The organism is Reyranella sp., from assembly GCF_965279465.1.
Classification (GTDB): Bacteria; Pseudomonadota; Alphaproteobacteria; order Reyranellales; family Reyranellaceae; genus Reyranella.
In genome coordinates this window covers 2,187,912-2,214,684 of the sequence record NZ_OZ257242.1, presented here as the reverse complement: position 1 = coordinate 2,214,684, position 26,773 = coordinate 2,187,912, and the positions used below count along the sequence as shown (strand labels likewise).

Annotated in this window: 26 protein-coding genes and 1 tRNA gene; 13 read left to right on the top strand and 14 right to left on the bottom strand. The window is 64.9% G+C overall.

Features of this window, described 5'->3' with window-relative positions; translation table 11 throughout:
- Positions 1-7: 7 nt before the first annotated feature.
- The 8 genes from ACQY8M_RS10765 to ACQY8M_RS10730 form a co-directional block, all read right to left on the bottom strand.
- Positions 8-985, bottom strand: coding sequence for an ABC transporter ATP-binding protein (locus tag ACQY8M_RS10765; RefSeq protein ID WP_428671705.1), 978 nt, complete (start codon positions 983-985; stop codon positions 8-10).
- A gap of 10 nt (positions 986-995) precedes the next feature.
- Entirely contained in the window at positions 996-2,315 is a 1,320-nt protein-coding gene (locus ACQY8M_RS10760; RefSeq protein WP_428671703.1) for a TRAP transporter large permease, read from the bottom strand.
- A gap of 3 nt (positions 2,316-2,318) precedes the next feature.
- Positions 2,319-2,858 (bottom strand): TRAP transporter small permease subunit, encoded by a 540-nt coding sequence (locus ACQY8M_RS10755; RefSeq protein WP_428671701.1) that lies wholly within the window; start codon positions 2,856-2,858, stop codon positions 2,319-2,321.
- A 5-nt stretch (positions 2,859-2,863) separates the two neighbouring features.
- Complete coding sequence (gene dctP / locus ACQY8M_RS10750) at positions 2,864-3,904, bottom strand: TRAP transporter substrate-binding protein DctP (protein ID WP_428671699.1); 1,041 nt, start codon at positions 3,902-3,904, stop codon at positions 2,864-2,866.
- 128 nt (positions 3,905-4,032) lie between these two features.
- Positions 4,033-5,010 carry an ABC transporter ATP-binding protein gene (locus tag ACQY8M_RS10745; RefSeq protein WP_428671697.1) on the bottom strand — a complete coding sequence of 326 codons (978 nt, stop codon included), beginning with the start codon at positions 5,008-5,010 and terminating at the stop codon, positions 4,033-4,035.
- Positions 5,007-5,912, bottom strand: coding sequence for an ABC transporter permease (locus ACQY8M_RS10740; protein WP_428671695.1), 906 nt, complete (start codon positions 5,910-5,912; stop codon positions 5,007-5,009). Before ACQY8M_RS10740 ends, ACQY8M_RS10745 begins: the two co-directional genes overlap by 4 nt.
- Positions 5,913-6,023: 111 nt before the next feature.
- Positions 6,024-6,941 (bottom strand): ABC transporter permease, encoded by a 918-nt coding sequence (locus ACQY8M_RS10735; RefSeq protein ID WP_428671693.1) that lies wholly within the window; start codon positions 6,939-6,941, stop codon positions 6,024-6,026.
- Positions 6,942-6,954: 13 nt separating this feature from the next.
- The gene (locus ACQY8M_RS10730) at positions 6,955-8,595 is read right to left on the bottom strand and encodes an ABC transporter substrate-binding protein (protein ID WP_428671691.1); all 1,641 of its coding nucleotides are present in this window, start codon (positions 8,593-8,595) and stop codon (positions 6,955-6,957) included.
- 222 nt (positions 8,596-8,817) lie between these two features.
- Here ACQY8M_RS10730 and rpmI point away from each other — a divergent pair, with 222 nt between their 5' ends.
- The 6 genes from rpmI to ACQY8M_RS10700 all read left to right on the top strand — a co-directional run bounded on the left by rpmI (position 8,818) and on the right by ACQY8M_RS10700 (position 15,606).
- Positions 8,818-9,021, top strand: a complete 204-nt coding sequence (gene rpmI, locus ACQY8M_RS10725) for a 50S ribosomal protein L35 (protein WP_296390567.1) — start codon at positions 8,818-8,820, stop codon at positions 9,019-9,021.
- A 3-nt stretch (positions 9,022-9,024) separates the two neighbouring features.
- Entirely contained in the window at positions 9,025-9,381 is a 357-nt protein-coding gene (gene rplT, locus ACQY8M_RS10720) for a 50S ribosomal protein L20 (protein WP_428671689.1), read from the top strand.
- A 99-nt stretch (positions 9,382-9,480) separates the two neighbouring features.
- Positions 9,481-10,560 carry a phenylalanine--tRNA ligase subunit alpha gene (gene pheS / locus ACQY8M_RS10715; protein WP_428671687.1) on the top strand — a complete coding sequence of 360 codons (1,080 nt, stop codon included), beginning with the start codon at positions 9,481-9,483 and terminating at the stop codon, positions 10,558-10,560.
- Entirely contained in the window at positions 10,557-12,953 is a 2,397-nt protein-coding gene (gene pheT, locus ACQY8M_RS10710) for a phenylalanine--tRNA ligase subunit beta (RefSeq protein WP_428671685.1), read from the top strand. The genes pheS and pheT overlap by 4 nt, the downstream gene beginning before the upstream one ends.
- Positions 12,954-13,016: 63 nt before the next feature.
- Positions 13,017-14,819: a translation elongation factor 4 gene (lepA, locus tag ACQY8M_RS10705; RefSeq protein ID WP_428671683.1), complete on the top strand. Its 1,803-nt coding sequence runs from the start codon at positions 13,017-13,019 to the stop codon at positions 14,817-14,819.
- Positions 14,820-14,868: 49 nt separating this feature from the next.
- Positions 14,869-15,606 (top strand): hypothetical protein, encoded by a 738-nt coding sequence (locus ACQY8M_RS10700; RefSeq protein ID WP_428671681.1) that lies wholly within the window; start codon positions 14,869-14,871, stop codon positions 15,604-15,606.
- A 44-nt stretch (positions 15,607-15,650) separates the two neighbouring features.
- Here the strand turns inward: ACQY8M_RS10700 and ACQY8M_RS10695 are convergent, their stop codons facing one another.
- The 3 genes from ACQY8M_RS10695 to ACQY8M_RS10685 are packed head-to-tail and all read right to left on the bottom strand — an operon-like array spanning position 15,651 to position 17,530.
- Positions 15,651-16,001, bottom strand: a complete 351-nt coding sequence (locus ACQY8M_RS10695; protein ID WP_428671679.1) for a hypothetical protein — start codon at positions 15,999-16,001, stop codon at positions 15,651-15,653.
- Between the two features lie 11 nt (positions 16,002-16,012).
- Positions 16,013-17,119, bottom strand: a complete 1,107-nt coding sequence (locus tag ACQY8M_RS10690; protein WP_428671677.1) for an LLM class flavin-dependent oxidoreductase — start codon at positions 17,117-17,119, stop codon at positions 16,013-16,015.
- A gap of 51 nt (positions 17,120-17,170) precedes the next feature.
- Positions 17,171-17,530 carry a hypothetical protein gene (locus ACQY8M_RS10685; protein WP_428671675.1) on the bottom strand — a complete coding sequence of 120 codons (360 nt, stop codon included), beginning with the start codon at positions 17,528-17,530 and terminating at the stop codon, positions 17,171-17,173.
- Between the two features lie 109 nt (positions 17,531-17,639).
- Here ACQY8M_RS10685 and ACQY8M_RS10680 point away from each other — a divergent pair.
- Positions 17,640-17,729: transfer RNA gene (locus ACQY8M_RS10680), tRNA-Ser, on the top strand.
- Positions 17,730-17,750: 21 nt separating this feature from the next.
- Here the strand turns inward: ACQY8M_RS10680 and ACQY8M_RS10675 are convergent.
- Both ACQY8M_RS10675 and ACQY8M_RS10670 read right to left on the bottom strand, forming a co-directional pair.
- Positions 17,751-19,037, bottom strand: a complete 1,287-nt coding sequence (locus ACQY8M_RS10675; protein ID WP_428671673.1) for an alpha/beta hydrolase — start codon at positions 19,035-19,037, stop codon at positions 17,751-17,753.
- Positions 19,038-19,104: 67 nt separating this feature from the next.
- The gene (locus tag ACQY8M_RS10670) at positions 19,105-19,833 is read right to left on the bottom strand and encodes an esterase/lipase family protein (protein ID WP_428671671.1); all 729 of its coding nucleotides are present in this window, start codon (positions 19,831-19,833) and stop codon (positions 19,105-19,107) included.
- An 88-nt stretch (positions 19,834-19,921) separates the two neighbouring features.
- Between ACQY8M_RS10670 and ACQY8M_RS10665 the strand changes: the two genes are divergently transcribed.
- Complete coding sequence (locus ACQY8M_RS10665; protein WP_428671669.1) at positions 19,922-20,236, top strand: hypothetical protein; 315 nt, start codon at positions 19,922-19,924, stop codon at positions 20,234-20,236.
- Here ACQY8M_RS10665 and ACQY8M_RS10660 read toward each other — a convergent pair.
- Entirely contained in the window at positions 20,214-21,125 is a 912-nt protein-coding gene (locus ACQY8M_RS10660) for a LysR family transcriptional regulator (RefSeq protein WP_428671667.1), read from the bottom strand. The genes ACQY8M_RS10665 and ACQY8M_RS10660 overlap by 23 nt on opposite strands.
- A 121-nt stretch (positions 21,126-21,246) precedes the next feature.
- Here ACQY8M_RS10660 and ACQY8M_RS10655 point away from each other — a divergent pair, with 121 nt between their 5' ends.
- From ACQY8M_RS10655 to ACQY8M_RS10635, 5 genes are read left to right on the top strand one after another with little or no spacing between them, the layout of a single operon-like run.
- Complete coding sequence (locus tag ACQY8M_RS10655; RefSeq protein WP_428671665.1) at positions 21,247-22,266, top strand: glutamate cyclase domain-containing protein; 1,020 nt, start codon at positions 21,247-21,249, stop codon at positions 22,264-22,266.
- A gap of 29 nt (positions 22,267-22,295) precedes the next feature.
- Positions 22,296-23,324: a glutamate cyclase domain-containing protein gene (locus tag ACQY8M_RS10650; RefSeq protein ID WP_428671663.1), complete on the top strand. Its 1,029-nt coding sequence runs from the start codon at positions 22,296-22,298 to the stop codon at positions 23,322-23,324.
- 15 nt (positions 23,325-23,339) lie between these two features.
- Positions 23,340-24,908 (top strand): ABC transporter substrate-binding protein, encoded by a 1,569-nt coding sequence (locus ACQY8M_RS10645; RefSeq protein ID WP_428671661.1) that lies wholly within the window; start codon positions 23,340-23,342, stop codon positions 24,906-24,908.
- A 6-nt stretch (positions 24,909-24,914) separates the two neighbouring features.
- Positions 24,915-25,865, top strand: coding sequence for an ABC transporter permease (locus tag ACQY8M_RS10640; protein WP_428671659.1), 951 nt, complete (start codon positions 24,915-24,917; stop codon positions 25,863-25,865).
- Between the two features lie 2 nt (positions 25,866-25,867).
- On the top strand, positions 25,868-26,770 hold the full coding sequence (locus ACQY8M_RS10635; protein ID WP_428671657.1) for an ABC transporter permease: 903 nt from the start codon (positions 25,868-25,870) through the stop codon (positions 26,768-26,770).
- Positions 26,771-26,773: the final 3 nt, after the last annotated feature.

Here is a 26,773-nt window from a genome sequence, read left to right as displayed (position 1 = left end):
CGTTCTCCTATTCGAACAAATGACACGCCACGGCATGGCCGGGCGACACCTCGCGCAGCGCCGGTTCGACCTGCGCACAACGCGGCATGACATACGGACAGCGCGTATGGAAGCGACAGCCGGACGGCGGATCGAGAGGCGATGGCACCTCACCGGAAAGCTCGACCTCCCCGGCCGCTTGCCCCGGGCCGGCCACCAGCACCGCCGAGAACAGCGCCTTGGTGTAGGGATGGCGGACTTCCTCGAACAGCGACGCCGTCGGGGCCTGCTCGACGATCTTGCCGAGATACATCACCACCGTGTGGTCGGCCATGTGGCGCACCGTGGCGAGATCGTGCGCCACGAGCAGGTAGGCCACGTTGTCCTGCGCCTGGATGTCCTTGAGGAGGTTCATCATCTGCGCGCGGATCGACACGTCGAGCGCCGAGACCGGTTCGTCGAGCACGATCAGTTGCGGCCGTGAGGCGAGGGCCGCCGCCAGCGCCACCCGCTGGCGCTGGCCGCCGCTGAACTCGTGCGGATACTGCTCGGCCTGCTCGGCCCGCAACCCGACCTGCAGCAGGAGCTCGCGCACCCGCTCGGTGATCTTCGCCTTGTCGCCCCAGGCGTTGACGATCAGCGATTCGGCGATCGTCCGGCCGACCTTCATCCGCGGATTGAGCGACGACCAGGGGTCCTGGAACACGGCCTGCACCTTGGCGCGATAGGCGCGCAACGCGTCTCCCTCCAGGCCCTCGATCGGCTGACCGTCGAGCAGGATGCGGCCCTCGGTCGGTGTCTCGAGGTTGAGGATCATGCGCGACGTCGTGGTTTTGCCGCAGCCCGATTCGCCCACCAGGCCGAGCGTCTTGCCCGCCGCAATCTCGAACGAGACGTCGTCGACCGCCTTGATATGGCCGAGCACCTTGGTGAACAGGATGCCCTTGGTCAGGGCGAAGTGCTTGCGCACATGCTCGACGCGCAACAGGGGCGTTGCGGCGGTCACGGCCAGACCCTCAGCGTATCCCGGTGAGTACGGTGTCCGGCAACCAGGTGACGGCCTTGGGGAAGTAGACCAGCAATCCGACGACCAAAAGCTGCAGACCGATGAACGGCCAGATTCCCGTGTACATGTGCCTGAGGGTGATCTCCGGCGGGGCGATGCCGCGCAGGTAGAAGATCGACGGCGCCATCGGCGGCGTCAGGTAGCCGGTCTGGAGCATGACGAGGAAGAGAACGCAAAACCACACCTTGTCGAAACCCGCCGCCTCGATGAGCGGCACGGTGATCGGGACGACCATCAGGATAATCACCAACGGCTCCAGCATGAAGCCGGCAAGGAAGACGATGAACATGACGAGGAACAGCAGGCCCCAGCGGCCGACGCTGAATTCCTTCAGGAAGTCCTGTAGCGTCTCCAGCCCACCCGAGCCGACGAAGACCGCCGCGAACATCTGGCCGCAGGCCACGATGGTCAGGATCATGGCGGTGATGCGGACCGTGCGCATGGTCGACTCGACCAGCACCGACCATGACAGCCGCCGATAGGCGAGCGCCAGCAGCACGGTGCCGAGCGCCCCCGTCGCCGACGCTTCGGTCGGCGTCGCAATGCCGGCCATCATCGAGCCCAGAACAGCGACGATCACGACCACCGGCGGAACCAGCACCTGAACAGTCAGCAGCAGCTTGGCCCCGAGCGGCGGCTCGTCGGGGGCGCGTGGTATGCGCGGACCCGCCGTCGGATCGACTGTGCACAGGATCACGATGTAGGTGATGTAGGCGATTGCCAGCATGAAGCCTGGGATGAACATGCCGAGCAGGATATTGCCGACCGAGGCATTGGCGACCGGACCGATGACGACCGCCAATACCGACGGCGGGATGATGGTTCCGAGCGAACCGCCGGCGCAAATCGTGCCGCTGATCAGGCTCTTGGAGTAGCCGTATTTCAACATGGCCGGGATCGCCAGCAGGCCCACCACGGTCTCGGTAGCGCCGACCACGCCGCTGGTCGCCGCGAAGATCACGCACATGATGACGGTGCCGACGGCCATGCCGCCCGGAATGCGCCGGGTCCACATATGGATGGCATCGAACAGACGCGAGGCGATGCCGGAAGCCTCGAACATGGCGCCCATGAAGATGAAGAGCGGGACCGCGGCCAGGACCTGTGCGGTCGCCACCTCCTCGATCTTCTGGATGAACTGGTACTGCAGGCCCTCGAGACCGAACGAGTGCAGCCCGAAGACCACCGCCAGCGCCATCATGGTGAGGGCAACCGGGAAGCCCGTCAGGATCACCGCGATGAGCGCCGGAAACATCCACAGCGCGCTCATGCCCTAGACTCCGTGAGCATCGGCGGCTTCTTCCGGCGCTTCGAACGGCCGCCCCATCAGGGAAGCGATGCGCTTGATGATCTCGGCGGCGATCTGCAGGGTGAAGATGGCGAAGCCGACGAAAATGATCAGCTTGAACGGCCAGACGACCGGATTCCAGCCGCCCGACCCGGAGCGCTCGGCGGTCCGGTAGGCCGTCAGGAAATGGTCAGAGAGACCGTAGGTGATCCAGGCGACCGTCGGCAGGACGATCAACGCGAGGCCGATCAGATCGAAGATCCTGATGTGCCGCCGTGTCTGCCGGGTGTAGAGCAGGTCAACCCGGACATGGCTGTCGGTCGACATGGCATAGGCGATCGACAGTACGAACGACGAGCCCATCAGCCAGGTGTTGAGGTCGTTTCCCCACTCGGTTGGCGCGTTCAGGACGTAGCGCAACACGACATCATAGAGCATCAGGACGACGAGGACGATCACCAGCACGGCAGCGATCGCTCCGAACAGGCGGCTCACCGCGTCGGCGCCGCGCACCACGGCGCGCACGGCGTCTACCTGAACTCCGAGCGATACTGCGTGGAGCCCTTCCACCGCACCATGAAGGCGCGCTGACTCTCGACGACCTTCTTGAACCAGCCGCCCTCCGCCGCGATGTACTTGTCTTCCCAATCGCGAGTCGCCTTGGCCACGCCGTCGATGTAGCTCTGATCGACGCGGATGAACTCGACGCCCTCGGCCTTGAGCTTCTCGAGCGCCTCGATGTCCATCATGTTGATGTTCATCCAGGACTCGATGGTCGACAGCTTGGCCGCGGCTTCGACCAGCTTCTTCGTCGTCGGGTCGAAGCCGTCCCACAGCGCCTTGTCGAAGATACATTCCAGGACCGCGCCGGGCTGGTGGACGCCGGGAAGGATGACGTACTTGGCGACCTTGTGGAAACCAAGGCTGACATTGATACCCGGGGTCGCCCATTCGATGGCATCGACGACGCCGCGCTCGAGCGCCGGATAGACCTCGCCGCCCGGCAGGATGACGGTCGAGGCGCCCAGCGTATTGGCGATCTCGGCCCAGGCGCCCGACGTCCGCAGCTTGAGACCCTTGAGGTCCTCGAGCGTGCGTACCGGCTTGCGCGAGTGCATGTGGATCTCGTCCGAGTGGGAGCCGCAGGGCATCCCCACCACGCCGAACTTCTCCATGCGCCACTGGCGCCACATCTCGATGCCGCCGCCGGCATAGATCCAGTGCAGCAGCGCCTCGGCCGGCGGCGATCCGACATAGCCGCCGAAGATCGCCGCGGTCTTGTCGATGCCCCAGTCGTAGCCGGACCAGGTATGGCCGGCCGGCGCCACCTTCTTCTGCACCGACTCGGTGATCTTCAGCGGGCTGCCGATCGTCCCCGCGGGGAAGATTTGGAACTTCAGCTTGCCGCCGGTCAACGAATCGACCTGCTTGGAAAAGCCCTGGGCAAACTGCTCGAGATGCGGGCCGCCGGGCCACGAGGTGGCCGTTCGAATGGTCTGCTGCGCGCCAGCTGTGCCGGCAGCGAAAAGCACCATTGCCACTGCCGCAGCGGCAATCTTGGACGCTGGCATGTATTCCTCCCTCAGTCGTTTCTTGTCTTTTTACGCGGGGACTGGACTCATACGCAGACGCAGAACTTCACTCACGCTGAAAGACGAGACTGCAACCTGCAGACGACGTTGGCAAGAAAGACCACGCCTCAGCCCGGCGTCACCTTCCAGCAATCCGCCGTGTGCTCGTCACCGACCTGGACGCTGCCGGGATACGCTTCGAGGCATCGCTGTTCCACCTGGGGACAGCGCGAGGCGAAGCGGCAGCCGACCGGCAGGTTCATCAGCGATGGTGGCTGGCCCTCGATCGTCGTGAGCCGGCCGATCGGGCCGGTCATCTTCGGCACCGAGGCAATCAGCGCGCGGGTATAGGGATGCGCGGGCGCCTCGAAGATCTGGCGCACCGGGCCGCATTCGACGATGCGGCCGGCATACATCACCGCGACCCGGTCGCACATCCGGCCGACCACGCCGAAATCGTGGGTGATGAACAGGATCGCCATGCCGGTCTCGACCTGCAGCCGCTTCAGCAGCTTGAGGTACTGGAGCTGGATCGTGACATCGAGCGCTGTGGTCGGCTCGTCGGCGATCAGAACCTTGGGCTGGCCGCTGATCGCAATCGCCCCCACCACCCGCTGCTTCATGCCGCCGCTCATCTGGTGCGGATACTGGGCGATGCGCTGCTCGGGGGCAGCGATCTCAACGCGGCGCAGCGCCGTCACCGCCTCCTGCATCACTTCGGTATTCGATGCCCTGCGACGGCGCAGGATCGCCTCGCGCAACTGATCGCCGATCGAGAAGACCGGATTGAGCGAGGTCTGCGGGTCCTGCAGCACCATCGAGATCTTGCGGCCGCGGATCTCGCGCATCTCCGCCGGCGAGCGCTCGAGGATGTTCTCGCCATCGAGCAGCACCTCGCCCTTGACCGTCTGGGCGCCGCCCTTGGGCAGCAGCCGCATCACTGACAGCGCGGTGAGGCTCTTGCCGCAGCCCGATTCGCCGACCAGCCCCAGCACTTCGCCACGCCGGAGCGAGAAGCTCACGCCGTCGACCGCCTTGATCACGCCGCGGCGCAGGAAGAAGTGGGTGTGCAGGTCGCGGACTTCGAGAACTGTCTCTGCCGTCATAGCTGGCGCAGCCTCGGGTCGAGGCGGTCGCGCAGCCAGTCACCGAACAGGTTGACCGACAGCACCATCAGGGTGATCGCAATGCCCGGGATCAGTGCCACCCACCAGGCATCGGTCAGCCGGCCGCGACCCTCGGAGATCATCAGGCCCCAGGTAGGGGTGGGCGGCGGGATGCCGGCGCCGAGGAAGGAAAGCGTCGCCTCGGCGATGATCACCACGCCGATGTTGAGCGTGACCAGCACCATGAAAGTGTTGAGCACATTGGGCAGGATATGGGTGAGCATGATGCGCGTGGCGGAGCATCCACGCACCTTCGCGAGGGCCACGAAGTCACGCTGTCGCAGCGAGAGCACCTCGCCACGGATGACGCGCGCGAAGCTCGCCCACAGGAGCAGGCTGATTGCCGTCACCAGCGTACCGAGGCCCTGTCCCATGGTGACGGCAAGCAACAGCGCAAACAGAATGGCTGGAAAGGTGAAGGCCGCGTCGACCAAACGCATCAGGATGCTGTCGACCGCTCCCCCGATATAGCCCGCAACGATGCCGACCATCAGGCCGATTCCCCCGCCCGCGGTCAACGCCAGAAGCGCCACGATCAGGCTGACCCGCGCGCCGAAGATCAGGCGGCTCAACACGTCGCGGCCGAACGCATCGGTGCCGAGCAGGTACTTGGCACTGCCGCCCTCCATCCAGACCGGCGGGAGCAGCTTGTCGCGCAAGGTCTGGTCGATCGGCGAATAAGGCGCCAGCAGCGGCGCGAACACCGCCATGATGACGATCGCCGAGATGATCACGATCGGTATCCAGGGCACGCGCGCGGTCCGCCGCGCCCCGCCCGGCACCCGCGCCGGCCAGACCAGGCGCCACAATGAGGCGCGCGCCGGAGGATCAGCGATGGCCATGAGTGTCTTTCGCTGGGAGCGCGGCTCTCCAGAGCCGCTCATGGGATGTGGCAATGCGAAGAAGAGCGGCTCTGGAGAGCCGCGCTCCCAGCAATGAGTCGCGTGGTTTCATCACGCCAGCCTTATGCGGGGATCGACGTAGGCGTAGAGGATGTCGACGCCGAGGTTGATCGCCAGGATGAGGATCGATTTCAGGATGATCACCGCCTGCAACAGGGGGAAGTCGCGGTAGATCACCGCCTCGTAGGTGAGGCGCCCGATGCCGGGCCAGGCGAACACCGTCTCGGTGACGATCGCGCCGGTGATCAGGTTGCTGACGAACACGCCCCACAGGGTCAGGACCGGGATCAGGGCGTTGCGCAGGCAGTGCTTCCAGATCACCACGCCTTCGCTCAGGCCCTTGATGCGCGCGAGCTTCACAAACTCGCTCTCCATCACCTCGAGCATTGCCGAGCGCGTGATGCGCATGAAGCCCGCGACCAGGAAAGTGCCAAGCGTAATAACCGGCAGGATGAAATGCTCCGGCCCGCCCATTCGGCCCGACGGCAGCCAGCCCAACTCGACGCTGAACACGAAGATCAACAGCACGCCCAGCCAGAAGCTCGGCACGGCGACGCCAAGCACCGCGACCGTGCCCGCCGCACGGTCGAGCATGCCGCCGCGATTGAGCGCCGCCACCACGCCGAGCGGGATGCCCAGCATCATGCCGAGCAGCAGCGCCCAGGGGATCAGCACCAGCGTGTTTGGGAGGCGGTCGAAGAAGGCCTCGACCGCCGGCTGCTTCATGCGGATCGAGGTGCCGAGATCGCCGTGCAGCGCCCTGCCGACGAAGATCACGAACTGGTCGGTGACCGATCCGTCGAGGCCCAGCGTCTTGGTGAGCGCCGCGCGGTCCTCGGCGGTGGCGTCCTCGGGTAGCATCAGGTCGACCGGATTGCCGGTCAGCCGGCCGAGAAAGAAGACGATCGTCGCCACCATGCAGAGCAGGACGGCACCCTGCATCAGGCGGCGCGCGATGTAGCGCTTCATGTTGCGCGGCTGCTCACTTTTTCCACGGCGCTTCTTCCGGGCGCGGGATCCGCTCAAATACATCGCCCAGCTCGTGCCGGCCGGCGATCGGTTCGAACCGTCCGACCTTCTTGGTGTTGATCGCGTAGTAGCCCATGCCCTCGAGGATCGGGATCACCGTCCATGTGTTGGCGACCACCTCGACCATATGGTCGGTCAGCGCCGTGCGCTTGGTCCGGTCGAGTTCGGCCAGAAGGGCACGATAGGTTTTCACGAAGTCCTGGCACGCAGGATCGCAGTTCTCCTTGTCGCCCAGGAGACGCTGGGTGCTCTCGGGCGAGAAGGCGCCATCGTAGCGCCACGGCGCATCGGGCCGGCCGGCCGTGCGGTACATCGAGGCCCAGCCGATCAGCCCGGCCTGGTCGCCGCGCTCCATCGGCGCGAATGAGCCCCACTCGTAGTGCTTGAGCGTCACCTTGACGCCGATCTTGGTCCACATGTCGGCGATCGCGGTGCCGATATCGACCATGAACTGCGTGCCGGGCAGGGCGGTGTTGGCGAACTTCAGCTCGAAGCCGTTGGGATAGCCTTCATCGGCGAGGATCTTCTTCGCCAGCACCGGGTCGTAGCGGTAGGCCTCCGCCGCCCATTTCTCCCACCGGTCGGCGCTGAAAAAATCGGTGTAGCCGAACGTGGCGAAGGGATAGGGCAGGCGTGCCTTGCCGTTCATGACGTGCTCGATCACCTGCTTGCGGTCGATCGCCAGCGACAGCGCCTCCCGCACGCGCGGCTTGGCAATCGGCGAATCCTTCACGCCCGGCTTGTAGGTGCCCCAGAACTGGAAGACCGCCTGCATGGTACCCGGCACCGCCAGGACTTCGAGTCCGGCGCGCGAGGCGCCAATCATTGTTTCAGGCCCGATCGAGGCGATCGCCGCTTCGCCGGTGCGAACCATCGCCACCCGCGTGCTCTCCTCCGGCACCAGGAGGATCGTCAGGTCCTTGAAGTGGGGCCGGCCACGCCAGTGCGGCGTGGTCACCGCCGTGAACTCGATACGGTCGCCCGGCACGTTACGCACGAACTTCCACGGGCCGCTGCCGATCGGCTTCTTGCGGAACTCTTCCTCGCCGACCTTCTCGATATAGGCCTTGGGCATGATGGCGCCTTCGGGTGCCACCGCACGCGACAGGCCGGCCGGCAAGCCGATCTGCGGAGAGGTCGTGTTCACCTTGACCGTCAGGTCGTCGACCACTTCGATGCTCTTGATCGTGCGCCGCATGCTCGCGGCGGCGGAGGCGAGCGAGCCCGGCCCCATTTGGCGCTCGAGGCTGAACTTCACATCATGGGCGGTGAGCTTGTCACCGTTATGGAAGGTCTGGCCGGGCCGGATGAAGAATGTCCAGGTGAGGCCGTCGGGAGAGAGTTCCCAGCGCTCCGCCACGCCGGGGCCGACGCCGCCTTTCGCGAAGTTGAAGCCCACCAGCGAGTCGTACATCGCCGCCTGGTAGACCGCATTGCCCGGCCGACCTTCCAGGATCGGGTCGAGCGTCTGGGCGCTGAGCGTCTCGACAGCGAAGACCAGCGTGCCCTTCTGGTCCTGGGCGCTAAGCGGCGCGACGGCTGCGAAAACCAAGGCGAAGGCAAGCGTCATCATTTTCGGCATTTGCCGCATCATGCGCGTCTCCCTAATGTCGGCCCGTCTTGTTGTGTTTTTGCGATGCAGCCGACGTGAATCGACTATCCGTCGCGCCTCAAAAGCTTGTCAATACCGTGGGCTTCGCCCTGCGGTGTCGGCTTGCACCGAAGCACCCTCATCGCTATAAGCCCCTTTCTTCGGCGGTCTGGCCAAAGGGCATTGCCTCGACTGCTAATCGTAACCCTTTGAAAAGGAACAAAAATGCCCAAGATGAAGACCAAGAGCGGTGCCAAGAAGCGTTTTCGCTTCACGGCGTCCGGCAAGGTGAAGCATGGGGTCGTGGGCAAGCGCCACGGCATGACGAAGCGGGGCAACCGCTTTCTGCGTCAGGCGACCGGCATGGCGATCGTGTCCGAGCCCGATACCCGGATCATCAAGCGCAACTTCTTCCCGTACGAGAGGTAGACCATGGCACGCGTCAAGCGGGGCGTGGCTGCACACGCTCGTCACAAGAAGGTCCTGAAGCTCGCCAAGGGCTATCGCGGCCGCGCCAAGGCGGCATTCCGCGTCGGCATCGAGAAGGTCGAGAAGGGCCTTCAGTACGCCTATCGCGACCGCCGCAACAAGAAGCGCGCGTTCCGCGGGTTGTGGATCCAGCGCATCAACGCTGCGACCCGCGAGCATGGCCTGACCTACTCGCAGTTCATGAACGGCATCCTCAAGGCCGGGATCGAAGTCGACCGCAAGGTGATGGCCGATCTCGCCGTGCGTGAGCCGGCAGCGTTCAAGGCCCTGGTCGAACAGGCACAAGCCGCTCTCAAGTAAGGGCCCGCCCTCAAGTAGTCCGCGCGTCGCAAGGCGCTCGGAGTTGATTTCCAAGAGGGAGCCTGGCCACAGGCTCCCTCTTTTCGTCTGGAGTTGGCGATGGAAGATCTTTCGACGATACGCAACGAGGCGCTCGGCGCCGTCGAGCAGGCAGCCGATCTCGGCGCGCTCGAGACCGTGCGCGTGGCCGCCCTCGGCAAGAAGGGCAGCGTCACCGGCCTGATGAAGACCCTGGGCGCGCTCGCCCCCGAGCAGCGCAAGGAATTCGGCGCCCGGGTCAACCAGCTCAAGGGCGAGATCGAGGCCGCGCTCGAAGCGCGCAAGTCGATGCTCGGCACCGCCGCGCTTGCCGCCCGGCTGGCTGCCGAGAAGGTCGACGTCACCCTGCCGGCGCGGCCGGAAGGCCGCGGCACGTTGCATCCGATCGGCCAGGTGATGGATGAGCTTGCAGCGATCTTCGGCGAAATGGGCTTCACCTGGGCCGAGGGGCCAGACATCGAAGACGACTGGCACAACTTCACCGCGCTCAACATCCCCCCCGACCATCCGGCGCGCCAGATGCAGGACACCTTCTATCTGCCGCCACGCGCCGACGGCACGCCGACGGTGCTGCGCACCCACACCTCTCCGGTCCAGGCGCGCACCATGCTCGACAGGAACGTGCAGAAGATGCTGGCCGACGGTGGCGCGCTGCGCATCATTGTGCCGGGTCGCACCTTCCGCATCGACAGCGATGCGACGCACACGCCGATGTTCCATCAGGTCGAAGGCCTCGTCATCGACCGCACGACGCACATGGGCCATCTCAAGGGCTGCCTGGTCGATTTCTGCCGCGCCTTCTTCGAAGTGGACGACCTGCCGCTGCGTTTCCGCCCCTCGTACTTCCCCTTCACAGAGCCGTCGGCGGAAGTCGATATCGGTTGCTCGTGGAAGGGCGGCGAGCTCAAGATCGGCGCCGGCGATTCCTGGCTCGAGATCCTGGGCTCGGGCATGGTCCATCCCAATGTCATTGCCAACTGCGGCCTCGATCCTGCCATGTACCAGGGGTTCGCCTTCGGCATGGGCATCGATCGCATCGCCATGCTGAAATACGGCATCCCCGACCTGCGCAGCTTCTTCGACTCGGACCTGCGCTGGCTGCGCCACTACGGCTTCTCCGCGCTGGAGGGCGTGCGATGAAATTCACGCTGTCCTGGCTGAAAGAGCATCTCGACACCAACGCGGGCCTCACCGAGGTGCGCGACCGCCTGACTATGCTCGGCCTCGAAGTCGAGGGCATCACCAATCCCGCCGAAGCCCTGAAGGGCTTCGTGGTCGGCTACGTGATCGAGGCGAAGCAGCATCCCAACGCCGATCGCCTCCGGGTGTGCACGGTCGACACGGGTGCGGGCGTGGTCCAGGTCGTGTGCGGCGCACCCAATGCACGGACCGGCATGAAGGGCATCTTCGCGCCGAGCGGCAGCTACATCCCCGGCACGGACTTGCATCTGAAAGCCAGCAAGATCCGCGGCGAGGAGAGCAACGGCATGCTGTGCTCCTCGCGCGAGCTGCAGCTCGGCGATGACCATAGCGGCATCATCGACTTGCCGGCCGAGACCCAGACCGGCATGCCCGCCGCCGAGGCGCTCGGCCTCGACGATGCGATCATCGAGATCAAGGTGACGCCGAATCGCGGCGACTGTCTCGGCGTGCACGGCATCGCGCGCGATCTCGCGGCGGCGGGTGTCGGCACGCTGAAGCCGTTCGCGGCAGAGCGGATCAAGGGGACGTACGAGAGCCCGATCAAGTGGACGCACGGCTACGAAGCCAAGCCCGACAGCCCCTGCCCGATCGTGGTCGGCCGCCACTTCCGCGGCGTGAAGAACGGGCCCTCGCCGGATTGGCTGCAGCGCCGGCTGAAGGCGATCGGGCTGCGGCCGATCTCGACCCTGGTCGATATCACCAACCTCGTGACCTTCGACCTGAACCGGCCTTTGCACGTTTTCGACGCGAAGAAGCTCAGCGGCGATCTCGTCATGCGCCAGGCGCGCGAGGGCGAGATGATCCAGGCACTCGACGGCAAGGTCTACGAGCTCGATCCGTCGGTCTCGGTGATCGCCGATTCGAAGGCAGCGCACGGCATCGGCGGCGTGATGGGCGGCGAGGAGACCGGTGTGCAGGACGGCACCACCGAGGTGTTCCTCGAGGTCGCGTACTTCACGCCGATCAAGGTTGCCGCGACTGGCCGCAAGCTCGGCATCCAGTCCGACGCGCGCTACCGCTTCGAGCGCGGCATCGATCCGCAGTCGGTCGAGTGGGGCACCGACGTCGCCACGCGCCTGATCCTCGAACTGTGCGGCGGCGAGGCCAGCGAGATCACCCGCAGCGGCGTGATGCCCGACTGGGAGCGCAGCTACACGCTACGCGCCGACCGGGTGAAGACCCTGACCGCGATCGACGTACCGGCAACGGAAACCGCCGACATCCTCACCAAGCTCGGCTTCGGCATCAGCGGCACCGGGCCGTGGACAGCCACGGTGCCGTCATGGCGTCCGGATATCATCGGCGAGGCGGATCTGGTGGAGGAAGTCACGCGGGTGCACGGCTTCGACCACATCCCGACCACGTCCCTGCCCGCGCTGGCGGCGACATCCAAGCCGGTGCGCACGCCGATGCAGCGGCGCGCCCCGCAGGCGCGACGGGCGCTCGCGGCACGCGGCATGAATGAGGCCGTGACCTGGTCGTTCCTGCCGCGCAAGCAGGCCGAGCGGTTCGGCGGCGGCGCCGAGGACCTGCGCCTTTTGAACTCGATCGACGCCACGCTCGACACGATGCGGCCCTCGATCCTGCCCAACCTGATCGACGCCGCGGCGCGCAACGAGGCGCGCGGCCTGTCCGATCCCGCCCTGTTCGAGGTCGGCCCGCAATACAAGGACGCGACTCCGGCCGGCCAGCGCACGATGGCGACGGGCCTGCGCCATCACATGGCCGTGCCGCGCAACTGGGCGGGCCCGGCGCGGACTGTCGACCTGTTCGACGCCAAGGCCGACGCGCTCGCCGTGCTGGCCGCCATCGGCGCGCCGGACACCCTCTCGGTGCAGTCGGGCGCACCGGACTGGTATCACCCTGGCCGCTCGGGCGCCCTGAAGCTTGGCGATCGGGTGATGGCGTACTTCGGCGAGATGCATCCGGAGATCGTGGCGGCTGCCGACCTCAAGGGACCGGTCGCGGCCTTCGAGGTTTTCCTCGATGCGCCGCCGTTGCCCAAGGCGAAGGCGAGCAAGGCGCGGCCGAAGCTGGTGCTCTCGCAATTCCAGCCGCTCGAGCGCGATTTCGCGTTCCTGGTCGATGCCGGCGTCGAGGCCGACAAGCTCGTCCGCGCCGCGCGCAATGCCGACAAGGCGCTGATCAAGGGCGCGCGGGTATTCGACCTCTATGCCGGCAAGGGCGTGCCCGACGGCAAGAAGTCGCTCGCCATCGCCGTCACCCTGCAGCCGGTCGAGCGCACGCTCACCGACGCGGAGATCGAGGCCGTTTCGAACAAGATCGTGGCGCAGGTCGTGAAAGCGACAGGCGCCGTACTTCGTGGTTAGAATTCCCGTCGTCCTGAGCATAGCGAAGGATGACCGGGCATGTTGAGTTAGGTTCAGGCTGAAATGACCGACCTGTCGTTGATCCGCAATTTCTCGATCATTGCCCATATCGACCATGGCAAAAGCACGCTGGCCGACCGCCTGCTGATGCGCTGCGGGGCGGTGACCGAGCGCGAGTTCCACGACCAGATGCTGGATTCGATGGACATCGAGCGCGAGCGCGGCATCACCATCAAGGCGCAGACCGTGCGGCTCAACTACACGGCACAGGACGGCAAGACCTACGTGCTGAACCTGATGGACACGCCGGGCCACGTCGACTTCGCCTACGAGGTCAGCCGCTCGCTCGCCGCCTGCGAAGGCTCGCTGCTGGTGGTCGATGCTTCCCAGGGCGTCGAGGCGCAGACGCTCGCCAACGCCTATCACGCGATCGAGGCGAACCACGAGATCATCCCGGTGCTCAACAAGATCGACCTGCCGTCGGCCGACCCGGAGCGCGTCTCGAAGGAGATCGAGGACGTGATCGGCATCGACACGTCCGAGGCCATCCAGGTGTCGGCCAAGACCGGCATCGGGATCGACGACCTGCTCGAGGCGATGGTCAAGCGCCTGCCGCCGCCGAAGGGCGACCGCAACGCGCCGCTCAAGGCGCTGCTGGTCGACAGCTGGTACGACCCGTACCTCGGCGTCGTCACCCTGGTGCGCGTGCAGGACGGGGTGCTGAGGAAGGGCATCCGCATCCGCATGATGGCGGCAGCAGCGTCCTACGACCTCGACAAGGTCGGCATCTTCGCGCCCAAGGCCACCGACGTCGCCGAGCTCGGCCCCGGCGAGATCGGCTTCATCATCGCCGGTATCAAGACGATCGCCGACTGCAAAGTCGGTGACACGATCACCGACGACAGGAAGCCCGCGACCGAGATGCTGGCCGGCTTCAAGCCGTCGGTACCGGTAGTGTTCTGTGGCCTGTTCCCCGCCGATGCCGCCGAATTCGAGACGCTGCGCGAATCGCTCGGCAAGCTGCAGCTGAACGACGCGTCGTTCCATTTCGAGGCCGAAACCAGCGCGGCGCTCGGCTTCGGCTTCCGTTGCGGCTTCCTCGGCCTGCTGCATCTCGAGATCATCCAGGAACGACTCGAGCGCGAGTTCAACCTCGACCTCGTCACGACAGCGCCGTCGGTCGTCTACAAGGTCAAGATGACCGACGGCACGGAGATGGAACTGCACAATCCGGCCGACTATCCCGACCCGATGCACATCGAGAGCATGCAGGAGCCGTGGATCAAGGCCACGATCATCACGCCCGACGAGCATCTCGGCGCGGTGCTGACGTTGTGCCAGGACCGGCGCGGCCAGCAGGTCGAGCTGACCTATGCCGGCACGCGCGCCATGGCGATCTACCGCCTGCCGCTGAACGAGGTGGTGTTCGACTTCTATGATCGTCTCAAGTCGGTGACGCGCGGCTATGCCAGCTTCGACTACGAGATGGCGGGCTACGAGGAGAGCGATCTGGTGAAGCTCTCGATCCTGGTCAATTCCGAGCCGGTCGATGCGCTCAGCATGATCGTGCACAAGAACGCCGCCGAGAGCCGCGGCCGCGCGCTGTGCGAGCGGTTGAAGGACCTCATCCCGCGCCAGCTGTTCAAGATCGCCATCCAGGCCGCGATCGGCGGCCGGGTGGTGGCCCGCGAGACGATCAGCGCCCTGCGCAAGGACGTGCTGGCCAAGTGCTACGGCGGCGACATCAGCCGCAAGAAGAAGCTCCTCGAGAAGCAGAAGAAGGGCAAGAAGCGGATGCGCCAGATCGGCGACGTGGAGATCCCGCAGTCGGCCTTCATCGCGGCGCTGAAGATGGACAACCGTTAGGCGACGCGTTGCGCGGCCTGCGTCCTGCTCTCGCACCCGTATCGCGCCCGTGAACCCGCTGGCGATCGCTTCGGTCGTTTTCGTCTGTGCCCTCGGCAGCGCGCTCGCCGGCACGCTCATCACCCTGCCCGATCGTCATCGCGACCAGGACACCAAGGATACGGTCAAGCTGGTGATGGGCCTGATTGCCACCATCTCCGCGCTTGTCCTGAGCCTGCTCATCGCGTCCGCGAACGGCACGTACAATGCCCAGCGCAGCGAACTGCAGTCGCTCGCCGCGAATGTCATACTGCTCGACAAACTACTGGAGTCGTACGGCCCGGAAACCCGGGAGACACGCGAAATGCTGCGGAGCGCCGTCGCCGCAAGTCACGAACGGCTCTGGGCTCCGGGCGGCGTCGAGCCGATGGCGGCAAATCTCGTGACCGGTTTCCTCAACAAGATTCAGTCGCTTTCTCCAACCACCGACGCCCAGCGCATCATTCAGGGCCGCATCGTTCAGATAGGCGAGACTCTCGTGCAAACGCGGCTGCTCATGTTCGAGCAGCTGGGTGACGAGGTCTCGCTCCCCGTCCTGACGGTGCTCGTCGGCTGGATCTGCATGCTTTTTCTGGGGTTCGGTCTCTTCACGCGGTTCCACCCGACCGTCGCCATAGCCGTGATGTCAGGTGCGGCATCCGTCTCCGGGGCGATCTTCCTCATCCTCGAGCTGAGCGATCCATTCGGTGGGCTCCTGAGACTTTCCGATGCCCCCATTCAGCATGTCCTGACGCAATTGGGTCGATAGCATCCCGGCGGAAAGGGCGTTGCCGCCCTCGCCGCCGCGCGGCCTCAGATCACCTGCCGCACCACGTGGCTGCGGTTGGACGTGAACGGCCGCACCTCGCTCGGCCACCGTCCCTGCTCGCCGGCGGCCGCCCATTCCTTGCTGAGCAGCACTTCGGGGCTGTCGATCTCATAGATCGCCACGTAGTGAGCCATTCCCGCCCCGTCGAGCACCTTGCGTTCGCCGCCGATGTTGAAGGCGGCCGGCACGGTCTTGAGCCGCGTCACGGCGCCAACACCCGGCACCTTCTGCAGGAGCGGCACATGCTCGGTGTCGTAGACCTCGTTGAACAGCGCTTCCTTGTCCGGCTGGACGTCCATGCTGACGATGAAAAGGTATTTCTTGGCGAGAGGCATCTCGATCTCCGTTATTCGGCAGCCTGGGCGGTCGGCGCCTTCGCCGGGCCCCATTTCTTCACCACCGGCAACACTTCTTTCGCGAACAGCTTCAGGCCGCGCTCCGAGACCTCGTAGGGCGTGCCGCCGAAGCGGAAGGCGACGTTCATCTCGAAGTCGCCCAGCACCTTCCGCCGTGCCTCGAGCCCGCGCAGGATCTTGTCGGGCGTGCCCCAGCTCGCCGCCTGCATGAAGCCGTTGACCGCGCCTTCGAGCCCACCGCCGGACTTGCGGGCAAGGTCGGCTTTCTGCTGGTAGGAGTCGTAGCCCTTCACCGTCTTGAAGTGCTCGCCCAGGAATTCGTAGTGATGGAAGTTGCTCTCGACGAACTTTCCCTGGTAGCGGCGCGCCTCGTCCTCGATCGACGTGGCGTTGGCGCCACAGACGCAAAATTCGGTCAGCATGACCTGCGGCGGCTCGGTGCCGTGATACTGGCGATGCAGCTCGCGGCCGCGATTGATCACCGGCGCGCGCATTTCCCAGGGACGGTCGGCGAACATCACCATGTGGGCGCCGAGCTTGGCGGCCGAGTCGACGGAGTCCTCGCTCGAGGCCACTGCATAGATGCGGTTGTCGAAGGAATGCTGCGGCCGCGGGCGGATCTCGATGCGGGGCTGCTTGTAGTGCGGCCCGTCGCCTTCCATGAAGCCGGTCTTGAGCGCCTTGACGATCATCGGCGCGGCCTCGTCGAAGCGGCCGCGCGACTCATCCATGGAGATCCCGAAGGCATTGAACTCGCGACGGGCCAGGCCTCGGCCCATGCCGAAGCGGAAGCGGCCGCCGCTCAGCATGTCGAGCACGGCGGCGTTCTCCGCCACCCGCAACGGATTGTGCCAGGGCAGGATGACGGCCGCGGTCCCCACATCGATGTTGGGATGACGCGCCGTCAGGTAGGTCATCAACTGGATGTTGTCGGGCACGAAGGAGTAGTCATTGAAATGATGCTCCGCCGACCACAGGCAGTCGAAGCCCGAATCGGCAGCGATTCGGGCGAGCCGGATCTCTTCGTTCCAGACGCGATCATCGGAGCAGTTCTCCCAGCCGTAGCTGGCGAAGACCATCATCATCCCTACGTCCATGGCGTTTCCCTTCGATCGTTTGTTGGGCCAGATGGTTCCACGGACGGGCGCTCAGGACAATCCGCGACTCCGCCGTCGGCGCGGGCGCGACATGCCCAGGAAATCCGCCTCGCCCGGCCGGCCGCCGATGCGCCCGCCGAGCCAGAGGCAGAGGACGCCTCCGACGACGAAGGCCGGAAGCACCGGAATCTTCAGGATCGGCAGCAGAAGACCTGTCCACAGGATGCCCGAAAGCGTGTGCTGCAGGCCGGCCTGCACCGCAAGCAGAGAGCCGAGATCGAGCCGGGACCACAGATCACCCAGGCCCATCAAGCGAAATGCGCCCTCGGACCACCAGGACAGGCAATCGTGGACGACGGCTCCCGCGGCGAACGCCAGCAGCAGCCACCCCAAGGCCCGAAACAGGACCATTTCACCCCCCAAGCCACATGGCCGCGGAAGCTACCCAAGGGACGATCCCAAGGGAAGATGGCGTTGCTCATGCCGGACGGCACGCTATAAGAGCGGCGACTGCGCTTGAGGACAGGTGGCCGAGTGGTTTAAGGCACACGCTTGGAAAGCGTGCGTGGTGTAACAGCCACCGCGGGTTCGAATCCCGCCCTGTCCGCCAGTCCAGGCGAGATCAGGTTCTTCATTTCACCGCTTCCGAGGGAACTCGCGGCTTTTCTCCCTGCAATCGGGCCAGAACGGCCGCAAGTCGGTTTCGATAGTCCGGCGGAAACGACCAGTAGGGAGTCCCGGATCGGGAATTTCCTTCGACCAGGCCCCGGTCGCCAGGGCGCAGATGCCAGAAAAGAGTGAGCAGGACATCGCTGCTGACCCAGGGATCGTCGTACCAGAACGTGTGCGAGCCCCGGGATAGGCCGGGAATGCCCTCCGGCCGGACCCGCACGACATTGAGGCCGTAGTCTGCGGCGGCCCCCAGCAACCAGTCCGTCGCCTCGGTATCGAGCTCCGCCATGTCGGGCCGGCCGGCACGCGACGCCCGGTTGACGAATTGCGACAAACGGAGCGCCGCGTCCGACAGGTTCACCCCGACCGTTATTCGCCGAACCTGACCGGCGTAGACGCGCATGTCGTCGACAAAGCTCCGGAAGTCGGCATCAGGCGCCGCATGGTAGATCTCGCCTAGACGAAAGCCCTCTGGCCCCTGGTCCCTGGCCTTTGCGCCGACCAATGCCAGCCCGTTGCTGCCGACGGTCGCGCCCGCACTGTAGGTCAGGACGTCGATCTTCTCGGCCGAGGTGTTTTTAGCGAGCAACTCGATGAGCGTTGCGAGATGCGGAGCCGCCCCCAGGGACGTGATCATGTCGCGGGTGTAGCGTAGGAAGTTTTCCGCCGTCGGCCAGACGAAGAGCACGACGACGGTATCGCGTCCGGTGAAATGGTGGAGCTGCGCCGCCTGCCCGGCGGCGCGTTCCACTGTCGTATTGGCACCGTGGACGTAGACGATGATGTCCTTGTTGCGGCTATGGGCCAAGGCATCGTTGATTTGAGCGAACCATGCCGAAGCTTCTTCCGGCAATGGATTGGTGTCCGCCAGCGAAGCCTGCTCGGCCATGTTCTCGAGATGGAGAAACGGCCGCCGGTCGTCGCTCGCCCCAGTCGACCATTCGTAGATTCGTTCCCAGGTCGTCGTCTCGTTGCCAATCCTGATGGTCGCCACGCCGAGATTGAGGTCGCGGCCGGGCACCACGGTGTAAATCCTGTTGTCGCGCGGACCGATAGGCAGGCGGTTGGTCGCGTAAAACAGGGAAATTTGCGGGTCGGTCGTCTCCGGTGCGTCAGAAAATGTGTTCGTCTGTCCGTTGAGGAACAGCGCAGGTGCCGGCATCAGCCGCATCGGCGGCTGATAGAACGAGATCCCGACGATGGCGCTGACGGCGATCAGGCTGAAGATGACGATGTAGCGGCGCATTATCTTCTCGATCGGTCAAAGGCAGGAGTCCACGGCGGAGCTGGCCCTGCGCTGAAGACAGCAGACTTCAATTACCGGTGATCCGGCGGAACAGGTCACGGAGCGTCAACTGATGATCGAAATGTCCGTTACGGATGAAGTGCAGAACCTGCGCGATCACCAGCGGATTGTTCATCATGAAGGTGTGGGTCGTATGCAGGACGATATGATCGCGCATGCCTTCGAGCTTTGTGCTTTCCACCGAGACTTTGCCGTCGTTCGGCCCCTTGAATGCGGTCGACAGGATGGGATTGACGGACCGGTCGCCCGCGATGATGCCGACCTCGAAGTCGGCGCGGGCAAGTCTTTTGGGCAGGCTGGCTGGGCCTGTGCCGAGTTGCATGCCGGCGGGACCAGTCAGGAACTCGAAGAGCTGAAGGTCGCCGAATGTGTCGACGGTTTCCGATCCCTGGTTGGGCGGCCCCAGCATGACGACGCGACCCAGGTTTGGCGGGCGGCTCTTAAGCAACCACGCCCTCAACAGGATGCCGCCCATCGAGTGAGTGACGAAATGTACGCTATCGACTTCGCCGCATCTGGCGACCGATTCGCCGACATGGCTAACCAGCTCCTCGATCGGCGCAACGGTCGAAGGATAGGTTTCGCTGACGACGTTGAAGTCGAAAGCCGTCAGCGTCTCCTCCATGACAGTGAAGGACGCGTCCGTCCGCCCCAGCCCATGAAGAAGGACGACGCAATCCCGTGCGAACGCGGGCGACGCAAGGAGGATAAAGAGGAGCAGCACAGCGAAACGCATGCGGAGCAGTTAGCCTGAATTCGTCGCGGCCCTCAAGGATCGGCGGATCTCCCAGCCAATGCCACGTGCAGATCGGCAATGACAGGTGATGGGCGAAGAGAACGACCATGAGGAAAGCGACGAAGGCCGCTGGAAAAGCCGTCTGTGGAGCTTGATCGACCTTGGCGGAGGCAACGGCATCATCGTCAGAACGTCAACGCGGCGAGTGATGCATTCGTCAGCCACATTCATTGGTACGATGGGGCATTCTTTGCCGCGCAGGATCATCGAGAGCTGGAAGGGCTGGGAAGACGGCTGCAACCCTGGGGCGCGGCAGTCCACCGACTTCCGGCGCAGAGCGCAACTCGTCTGGTGTAAATCGTTCAACGCTCCTCGGGCGATCATGCCGCCTCCGAACTCCTGAGCGACTGCAACTCGCCTTGAACGGCGCGCAGGAATTCTTCGGCCGCCAAGGGCAAGTGGCGGGACACATGCGTCACCGCGTCGATAGTCGAGGTGTTGGCAACACGCTCCCGAATCGGAACCGCGACCAGCTCCCCCGCTCGCAGCTTGCCCCAGATGGAGATGCGGGGAATGAAGGTGATGCCGTTGCCCGTGTGTAGAAATTCGAGACGGAGCGGGACCGAGTTGGACTCGAGCTTTGGCTTGAGATGCACGCCACTGGCCTTGCAGGCCATGTCGATCACGATGCGACTGCCTGTATTCGGCATCGGGGCGGCGATCGGATATGCCGCACATTCCGCCAGCGAAACCTTGCTCTTCCCTGCCAACGGATGTTGCGCCGACATCGCGGCGATGAGCGGTGCCCGCACCTTGAATACCATCGCCAGCTCGGGATCCGGTGGGGCGTAGTAGGTGAAACCGATATCGGCACGGCCTTCCCGTACGGCGGCGACCACGCGATCCGAGCCGTCGATGGAAATCACGAAGTTGATCCCGGGATAACGACGGCTGAATCGCGCAATCACCTGCGGCAGCAGGTGAGGCACCAGCGACTCGATGGCAAAGATGTGCACGCTGCCGCGTCGCAATCCCTTGAGAGCGTCGACCTCCGACCGCACCTTTTCCACCTGGCGCAGGATCGTCTGCGCAAAGCCCAGGAGAATTTCCCCGGCGGAGGTCAGCTCGACACCGCGCGCATGACGCTGGAACAAAGGAGCGCCCAGTTCCTCCTCGAGCTTCTGTATCTGCCGGCTGAGCGCGGATTGAGCGACATGCAATTCCTCTGCCGCCTCGCGAATCGATCCGTGGCGCGCCACCGCCGCAAAATAGCGTAAGCCGGCATTGATCATGGTCGGAACCTCCCCAAGGAGGCTGATGCCGATTCGGCATCACTTCAACGCCAAAATTGCACTTGTGCGATCGCTTCCCGCAGCGCCCAATCCGTCACGCCCGAACCGAGAGGAATGGATCATGATCGACTACGTTGGTGAGGCCGTCGACAAACTCATCACCATCGAGGCGAAGAACCATGGCATGCCGCACGGTATCCTGCAGCCGATGTACGATGCCGCGCGCAAGGCGGCCGGCAACAAGCCGGTGACCATGACCGCCGCGGAGGGCCTGATGAAGGCGCTCGGCAAGGGCGACGTCGTCTTCATCATGACCGGCGCAGGCTACGAACCCACAATGCCAAAGGGTGAAAGCGATGGCCCGCCGGGCGCCGCGTCGCTGGCGCGCATCCTCTACCGCGGCCTGGGCGCGGTGCCCGTCTACGTAAACGAGGCCTGCCACGCCGACCCCATCATCGCCTCGAGCGAGGCGGCGCACCTCATGGTGAAGCCGTTCGAGCAGGCGCGCGACCGCCACCTCGGGGCGGCCATCGAGAATGCGCCGACGGATCAGTCCAGGATCCCGGCCTGGGTCCACGAGATTTACGCCAAGTACAAGCCCAAGGCGGTCGTCGCCGCCGAGCGGCTGGGCGCCGGCGCCAACGGCATCGTTCACAGCGCGACCGCGTTGCCGCTTACCGGGCCGGACGCGAAGTTCCAAGGCTGCATCGATATCGGCGAAGTCGTCACCGAGGCCAACAGGCGCGGCATCTTCTCGGTCGGCATCGGCGACCACGGCAATGAGCTGGGCTTCGGCACGATCTACGACACCGTCGTGAAGACCATGCCGAAGGGCGACCAGATGGCGACCGTGGTCAAGACCGATGTCGTCATCCCGGCGATGATGTCGAACTGGGGTTGCTACGGTATCGAAGCCTGCCTCGCCTACCTCCTGAAGAAGCCGCAGCTCATCCATTCGCCGGAGATGGAGAAGCGCATCGTCCAGGCCTGCCTCGACGCCGGCGGGCTGGAGGCGATGTACTGCACGACCGAGTTCATGGTCGACGGCCTCGACGGCGAGACCTCGATGGCCTGCATGCAGTTCCTGTCCAACATCGTGCGCAAGAACCTCGAGCCGGCCGATGCCGGGCTCACGCACTGACCATGAGCGTCCCGGGAGGTAGTGGTTCAATGGCTATCGACGAAATCGTCGGCGATTCGATCGACCGCGCGGTCAACATCGAGATGCGGTTTCGCGCCGGCTTGCCGCGTGGCGTGACCTATCCGCTCTACGAGGCGGCCCGCAAGAAGCAGAAGAAGCCGCTGACCTGGCTCGCCGCCAAGCTCCTCAAGGAGTCGATCAAGCCCGGCCAGAACGTATTCGTCGTCACCGGCGCCGGCACGCCGCCGGGTCTGCCCGCAGGCGAGACCGATGGCCCGCCTGGCGCGGCGGCGATCGCGCGCGCCATCGAATTCGGTCTCGGCGGCAAGCCCATCCTCATCAGCGAGGAGCGCAACATGCCGGCGGTCATCAAGTCCACCGAGGCGGCCGGCATTGCCGTCGTCGACGAGGAGCTGTTCAAGCAGCGCCGTTCCTGCGCCATGTCGATCAACTTCCCGCTCGGCGACGCCGCCGGCAAGAAAGCCGCCGAGCAGCTCATCAAGAAGTACAAGCCTGCGGCGATGGTCTTCATCGAGAAAGTCGGCCCCAACACCAAGGGCGTCTATCACTCGATCATGGGAACGCCGCGCACCCCGGACAAGATCGCCAGCGCCTATCACCTGGCCGAACAGGCGAAAGCAGCCGGCATTCCAACGGTCGGAGTCGCCGACGGCGGCAACGAGATCGGCTGCGGCCTCATCAAGGAAGCCGTCGCGACCATCCAGCCCTTCGGCAAGGATTGCGGCTGCCCCTGCCACGGCGGCGTCGGCACGGTCACTGAGTGCGACGTGCTGGTGTTCGCGGCGGTCTCGAACTGGGGCGCCTACGGGATTACGGCGGCGCTGGCGGGTCTCCTTGGTGACCGCGAAGTGCTGCACGACGAGGCGACAGAACTGCGCATCGTCCACGCGAGCGTGGCGGGCGGCGCGATGGACGGCGCCTATTCGCGTCTCATCCCCTACGTCGATGGGACGTCGGACAGGATGCAGGCCGCCCTCATCACGACGCTGCATCAGATCATCGAGAACGGACTGAAAGAATTCGACCGGGGCTTCTGACGAGGGGAGAGCGCGATGAGCAGGATTATCGGACCATCAGGCAGCCGAGGAGGCATCACGCGCCGCGGCTTTGGCTCGGGTGCCCTCGGCACGGGCCTTCTGCTCGGCACCGGCCGGGCGCCTGCCATCGCGCAGGGCAAACGCGATCTGCGGGTCGGCGTCTTCGGCGGCGAGTTCGGCAATCTCAGCCCGGTCATCCGCTACGACATCCAGGGCGGGCTGGTCGTCTACAACATCTTCGACCTGTTGCTGAAGATCGACTTTGCCAAGCATTCCATGGTGCCGATGCTCGCCCTGGAGTGGGCGAACCCGTCACCCCTCGTCTGGCGCGTCAAGCTGCGCGAGGGCGTGAAGTGGCACAAGGGCTTCGGCGAATTCACGTCCGACGACGTCGCCTACACGATCAACTACCACCTCGAATCGAAGAGCTTCCAGGTCGGCACGGCGCTCTTCCCGATCGACACCGTGAAGGCCGACGGCAAGTACGTGGTCGAATTCAAGACCAAGCAACCTTTCGGCGCCTTCCCCGGCGTCACCCTGGGCTATGGCGGATTGACCATCTGCCAGAAGGCGCACAAGGAGATGGGCAATGATGCCTACAGCGCCATGCCGATCGGCACCGGCCCCTTCCAGATCGAGAGCAAGCGCGGAACAGAGATCGTCCTCGCCAGGAATCCCGACTACTGGCAGCCCGGCCTGCCCAAGCTCGATCGGGTCGTCTACCGCTCCATTCCCGATTCGACGACGCGCCTGCAGGCGCTTCAGAAGGGCGAGCTGGATTTCGTCACCCACCCCGATCCCAAGGACCTCAAGGCGCTGCGCAAGGACGGCAAGTTCACCGTTCAGTCGACGCCGGGCTGGGAATGGGACTACCAGCAGTTCAATCTGAAGACCAAGCCGGACGCGGCCTACCAGAAGAAAGCGGTGCGCCAGGCGATCTCCTACGCCATCGACCGCGAGGCGATCGTCAACGAGATCTACTACGGCGAGGCGCTGGCTACCGACAACCAGATCCCGGCCGGCTATCTCGGCCATCGCAAGCCGATGATGAAGTATCCGAAGAACGGCGACCTCAAGAAGGCCCAGGAGCTCATGGCGCAGGCGGGCGTCAAGGGATACGAGGTCGAGGTGATCACCTCCGACAAGGACTGGCTGCGCAAGGAGCTTGAGCTGGTCGCCGCGATGGTGAGCCAGATCGGCATCACCTACAAGATCCGTAACCTGGACATGGGCGGATACAACAATCTCTGGCTCAACAACCGCTTCGACCAGGTTCTCGAGGACATCACGCTGGTCGCCCCCGATCCCGATGCGACGTCGTGGTGGTTCCTCAACAGCAAGGGCTCGATATCCGGATACAGCAACCCGGCGATGGATGCCCTGCTCGACGGCGGGCGAATGGAGCTCGATCAGGGCAAGCGCGAGACGATCTACAAGAACGTCGTCGACCTGACGCTGGAAGAATGTCCGATGATCTATCACTGCAACACGAACAACATTCAGGTCTACGACAAGAAGCTCGTCGGTTTCGTGCCGGCGCCACTGGAATATACCGAGAAGCTCGACACCGTTTCCTGGTCCTGACGGCCGATGTGGACCTACCTCGGACGCCGTCTGATCCAGGTCCCGCTGGTCCTCCTCGTCGTGTCGCTGATGACGTTCCTCATCACGCGCGCGACGCCGGGCGATCCGGTGCAGATCATGCTCGGCATGCAGACTTCGCCGGCAGCGGTGGCGGCGATGCGGGCGGAGTTCAACCTCGATGAGCCGCTGCCCGTCCAGTACGGGCTGTGGATCGCCAAGGTCGTCACCGGCGACCTCGGCCGTTCGATGCGCCTCAACGACCGGGTGACCGGCCTGATCGGCGAACGCCTGCCGGTGAGCCTGCAACTCGCCGCCGCCGGGATGGTGTTCGCGCTGCTGGTTTCGATCCCGCTCGGCGTGATCGCGGCGCTCCGGCGCAACACCTGGATCGACTATCTCTGCACCGGCTACACCGTGCTGGGCTTCGCGGTACCGAACTTCGGGCTGGCGCTGATCCTGATCTACGTGTTCTCGATCAAGCTCGACTGGCTGCCGATCACGGGCATCGGCTCGGCGGAGGCAGCGGCGGGTGGCTTCTGGAAGCATATCAGCCCGTTCATCATTCCTGCCATTGCGCTCGGTACGTTGCAGACCGCAATGCTCACCCGTCTCCTGCGCTCGAGCATGATCGACGTGCTTTCGCAGGATTACATGCGAACCGCGCGCGCCAAGGGCCTGCTCCCTTCCACCATCGTCATCGTCCACGCGTTGAAGAACGCCATGATCCCCTTCGTGACCATGGCCGCCGTGCAGTTCGGCTACATGATCGGCGTCCAGGTCACGATCGAGTACATCTTCGCGGTTCCGGGCATGGGCTCGGCGGTGCTGAATGCCGTCATCAACCGCGACTTTCCCGTGATCCAGGGCTTCACCCTGGTGATCGCGATGTTCTTCCTGGCGACGAACATCGTCGCCGACATGCTCTATTCCCTGATCGACCCGCGCATCCGGTACTGATCGTGGCCGAGACGACGCAATCCCTCCCCTTTCAGTTCCGCGGCTCGCTGGTCCTGGCGGCACGGCAGTTCCCGCGCAACCGGGCTGCCATCGTGGGCGCCGTCTTCCTGCTGCTGATCTGCCTTGCCGCGATCTTCGCGCCGCTGATCGCGCCCTACGACCCGATTCAGATCAAGCTGTCGCTGAAGCTCAAGCCGCCCTCGCTCGAGCACCTGATGGGCACCGACCATTTCGGCCGCGACATCTTCTCGCGCATGCTCTACGGGGCTCGCACGTCGCTGTCGGTCGGCTTGCTGGTGGTAGGCTTTGCCTTTGCCTTCGGTGTGCCGCTCGGTCTGGCTTCGGGTTATTTCGGCGGCAGCGTCGACAATCTGATGATGCGGCTGGTCGATGCCTTCCTGACCTTTCCGCCGCTCCTGCTCGCGGTTGCGCTCGTCGGCCTGCTGGGGCCCGACATCCAGAACGTCATGCTCGCGCTGGGGCTGGTGCAGGCGCCGATCCTGGCGCGCATGGTGCGCGGCAGCACCCTCGCCGTTCGCGAGGAGGTCTATGTCACCGCCGCCCGCGCGCTCGGCGCAGCGCCGGTCCGCATCGTTCTTTCCCACGTGCTGCGCAACATGATCTCGCCCATCGTCGTGCAGCTCACGGTGGTCTTTTCCGCCGCGGTCGTCGCCGAGGCGTCGCTCTCCTTTCTGGGCTTCGGCACTCAGCCGCCCAACCCGAGCTGGGGCCGAGACATGAGCGAGGCGCGGCGCTATCTGGGCGACGCGCCGTGGATGTTCATCGCGCCGACCGCGATGATCGCGCTCTGCGTGCTCGGCATCAACTTCATGGGCGACGGCCTGCGCGACGCGCTCGATCCCCGCTCCTGGCGCACGCGGCGCCGCGTTTCCGGAGAAGGCTGAGCC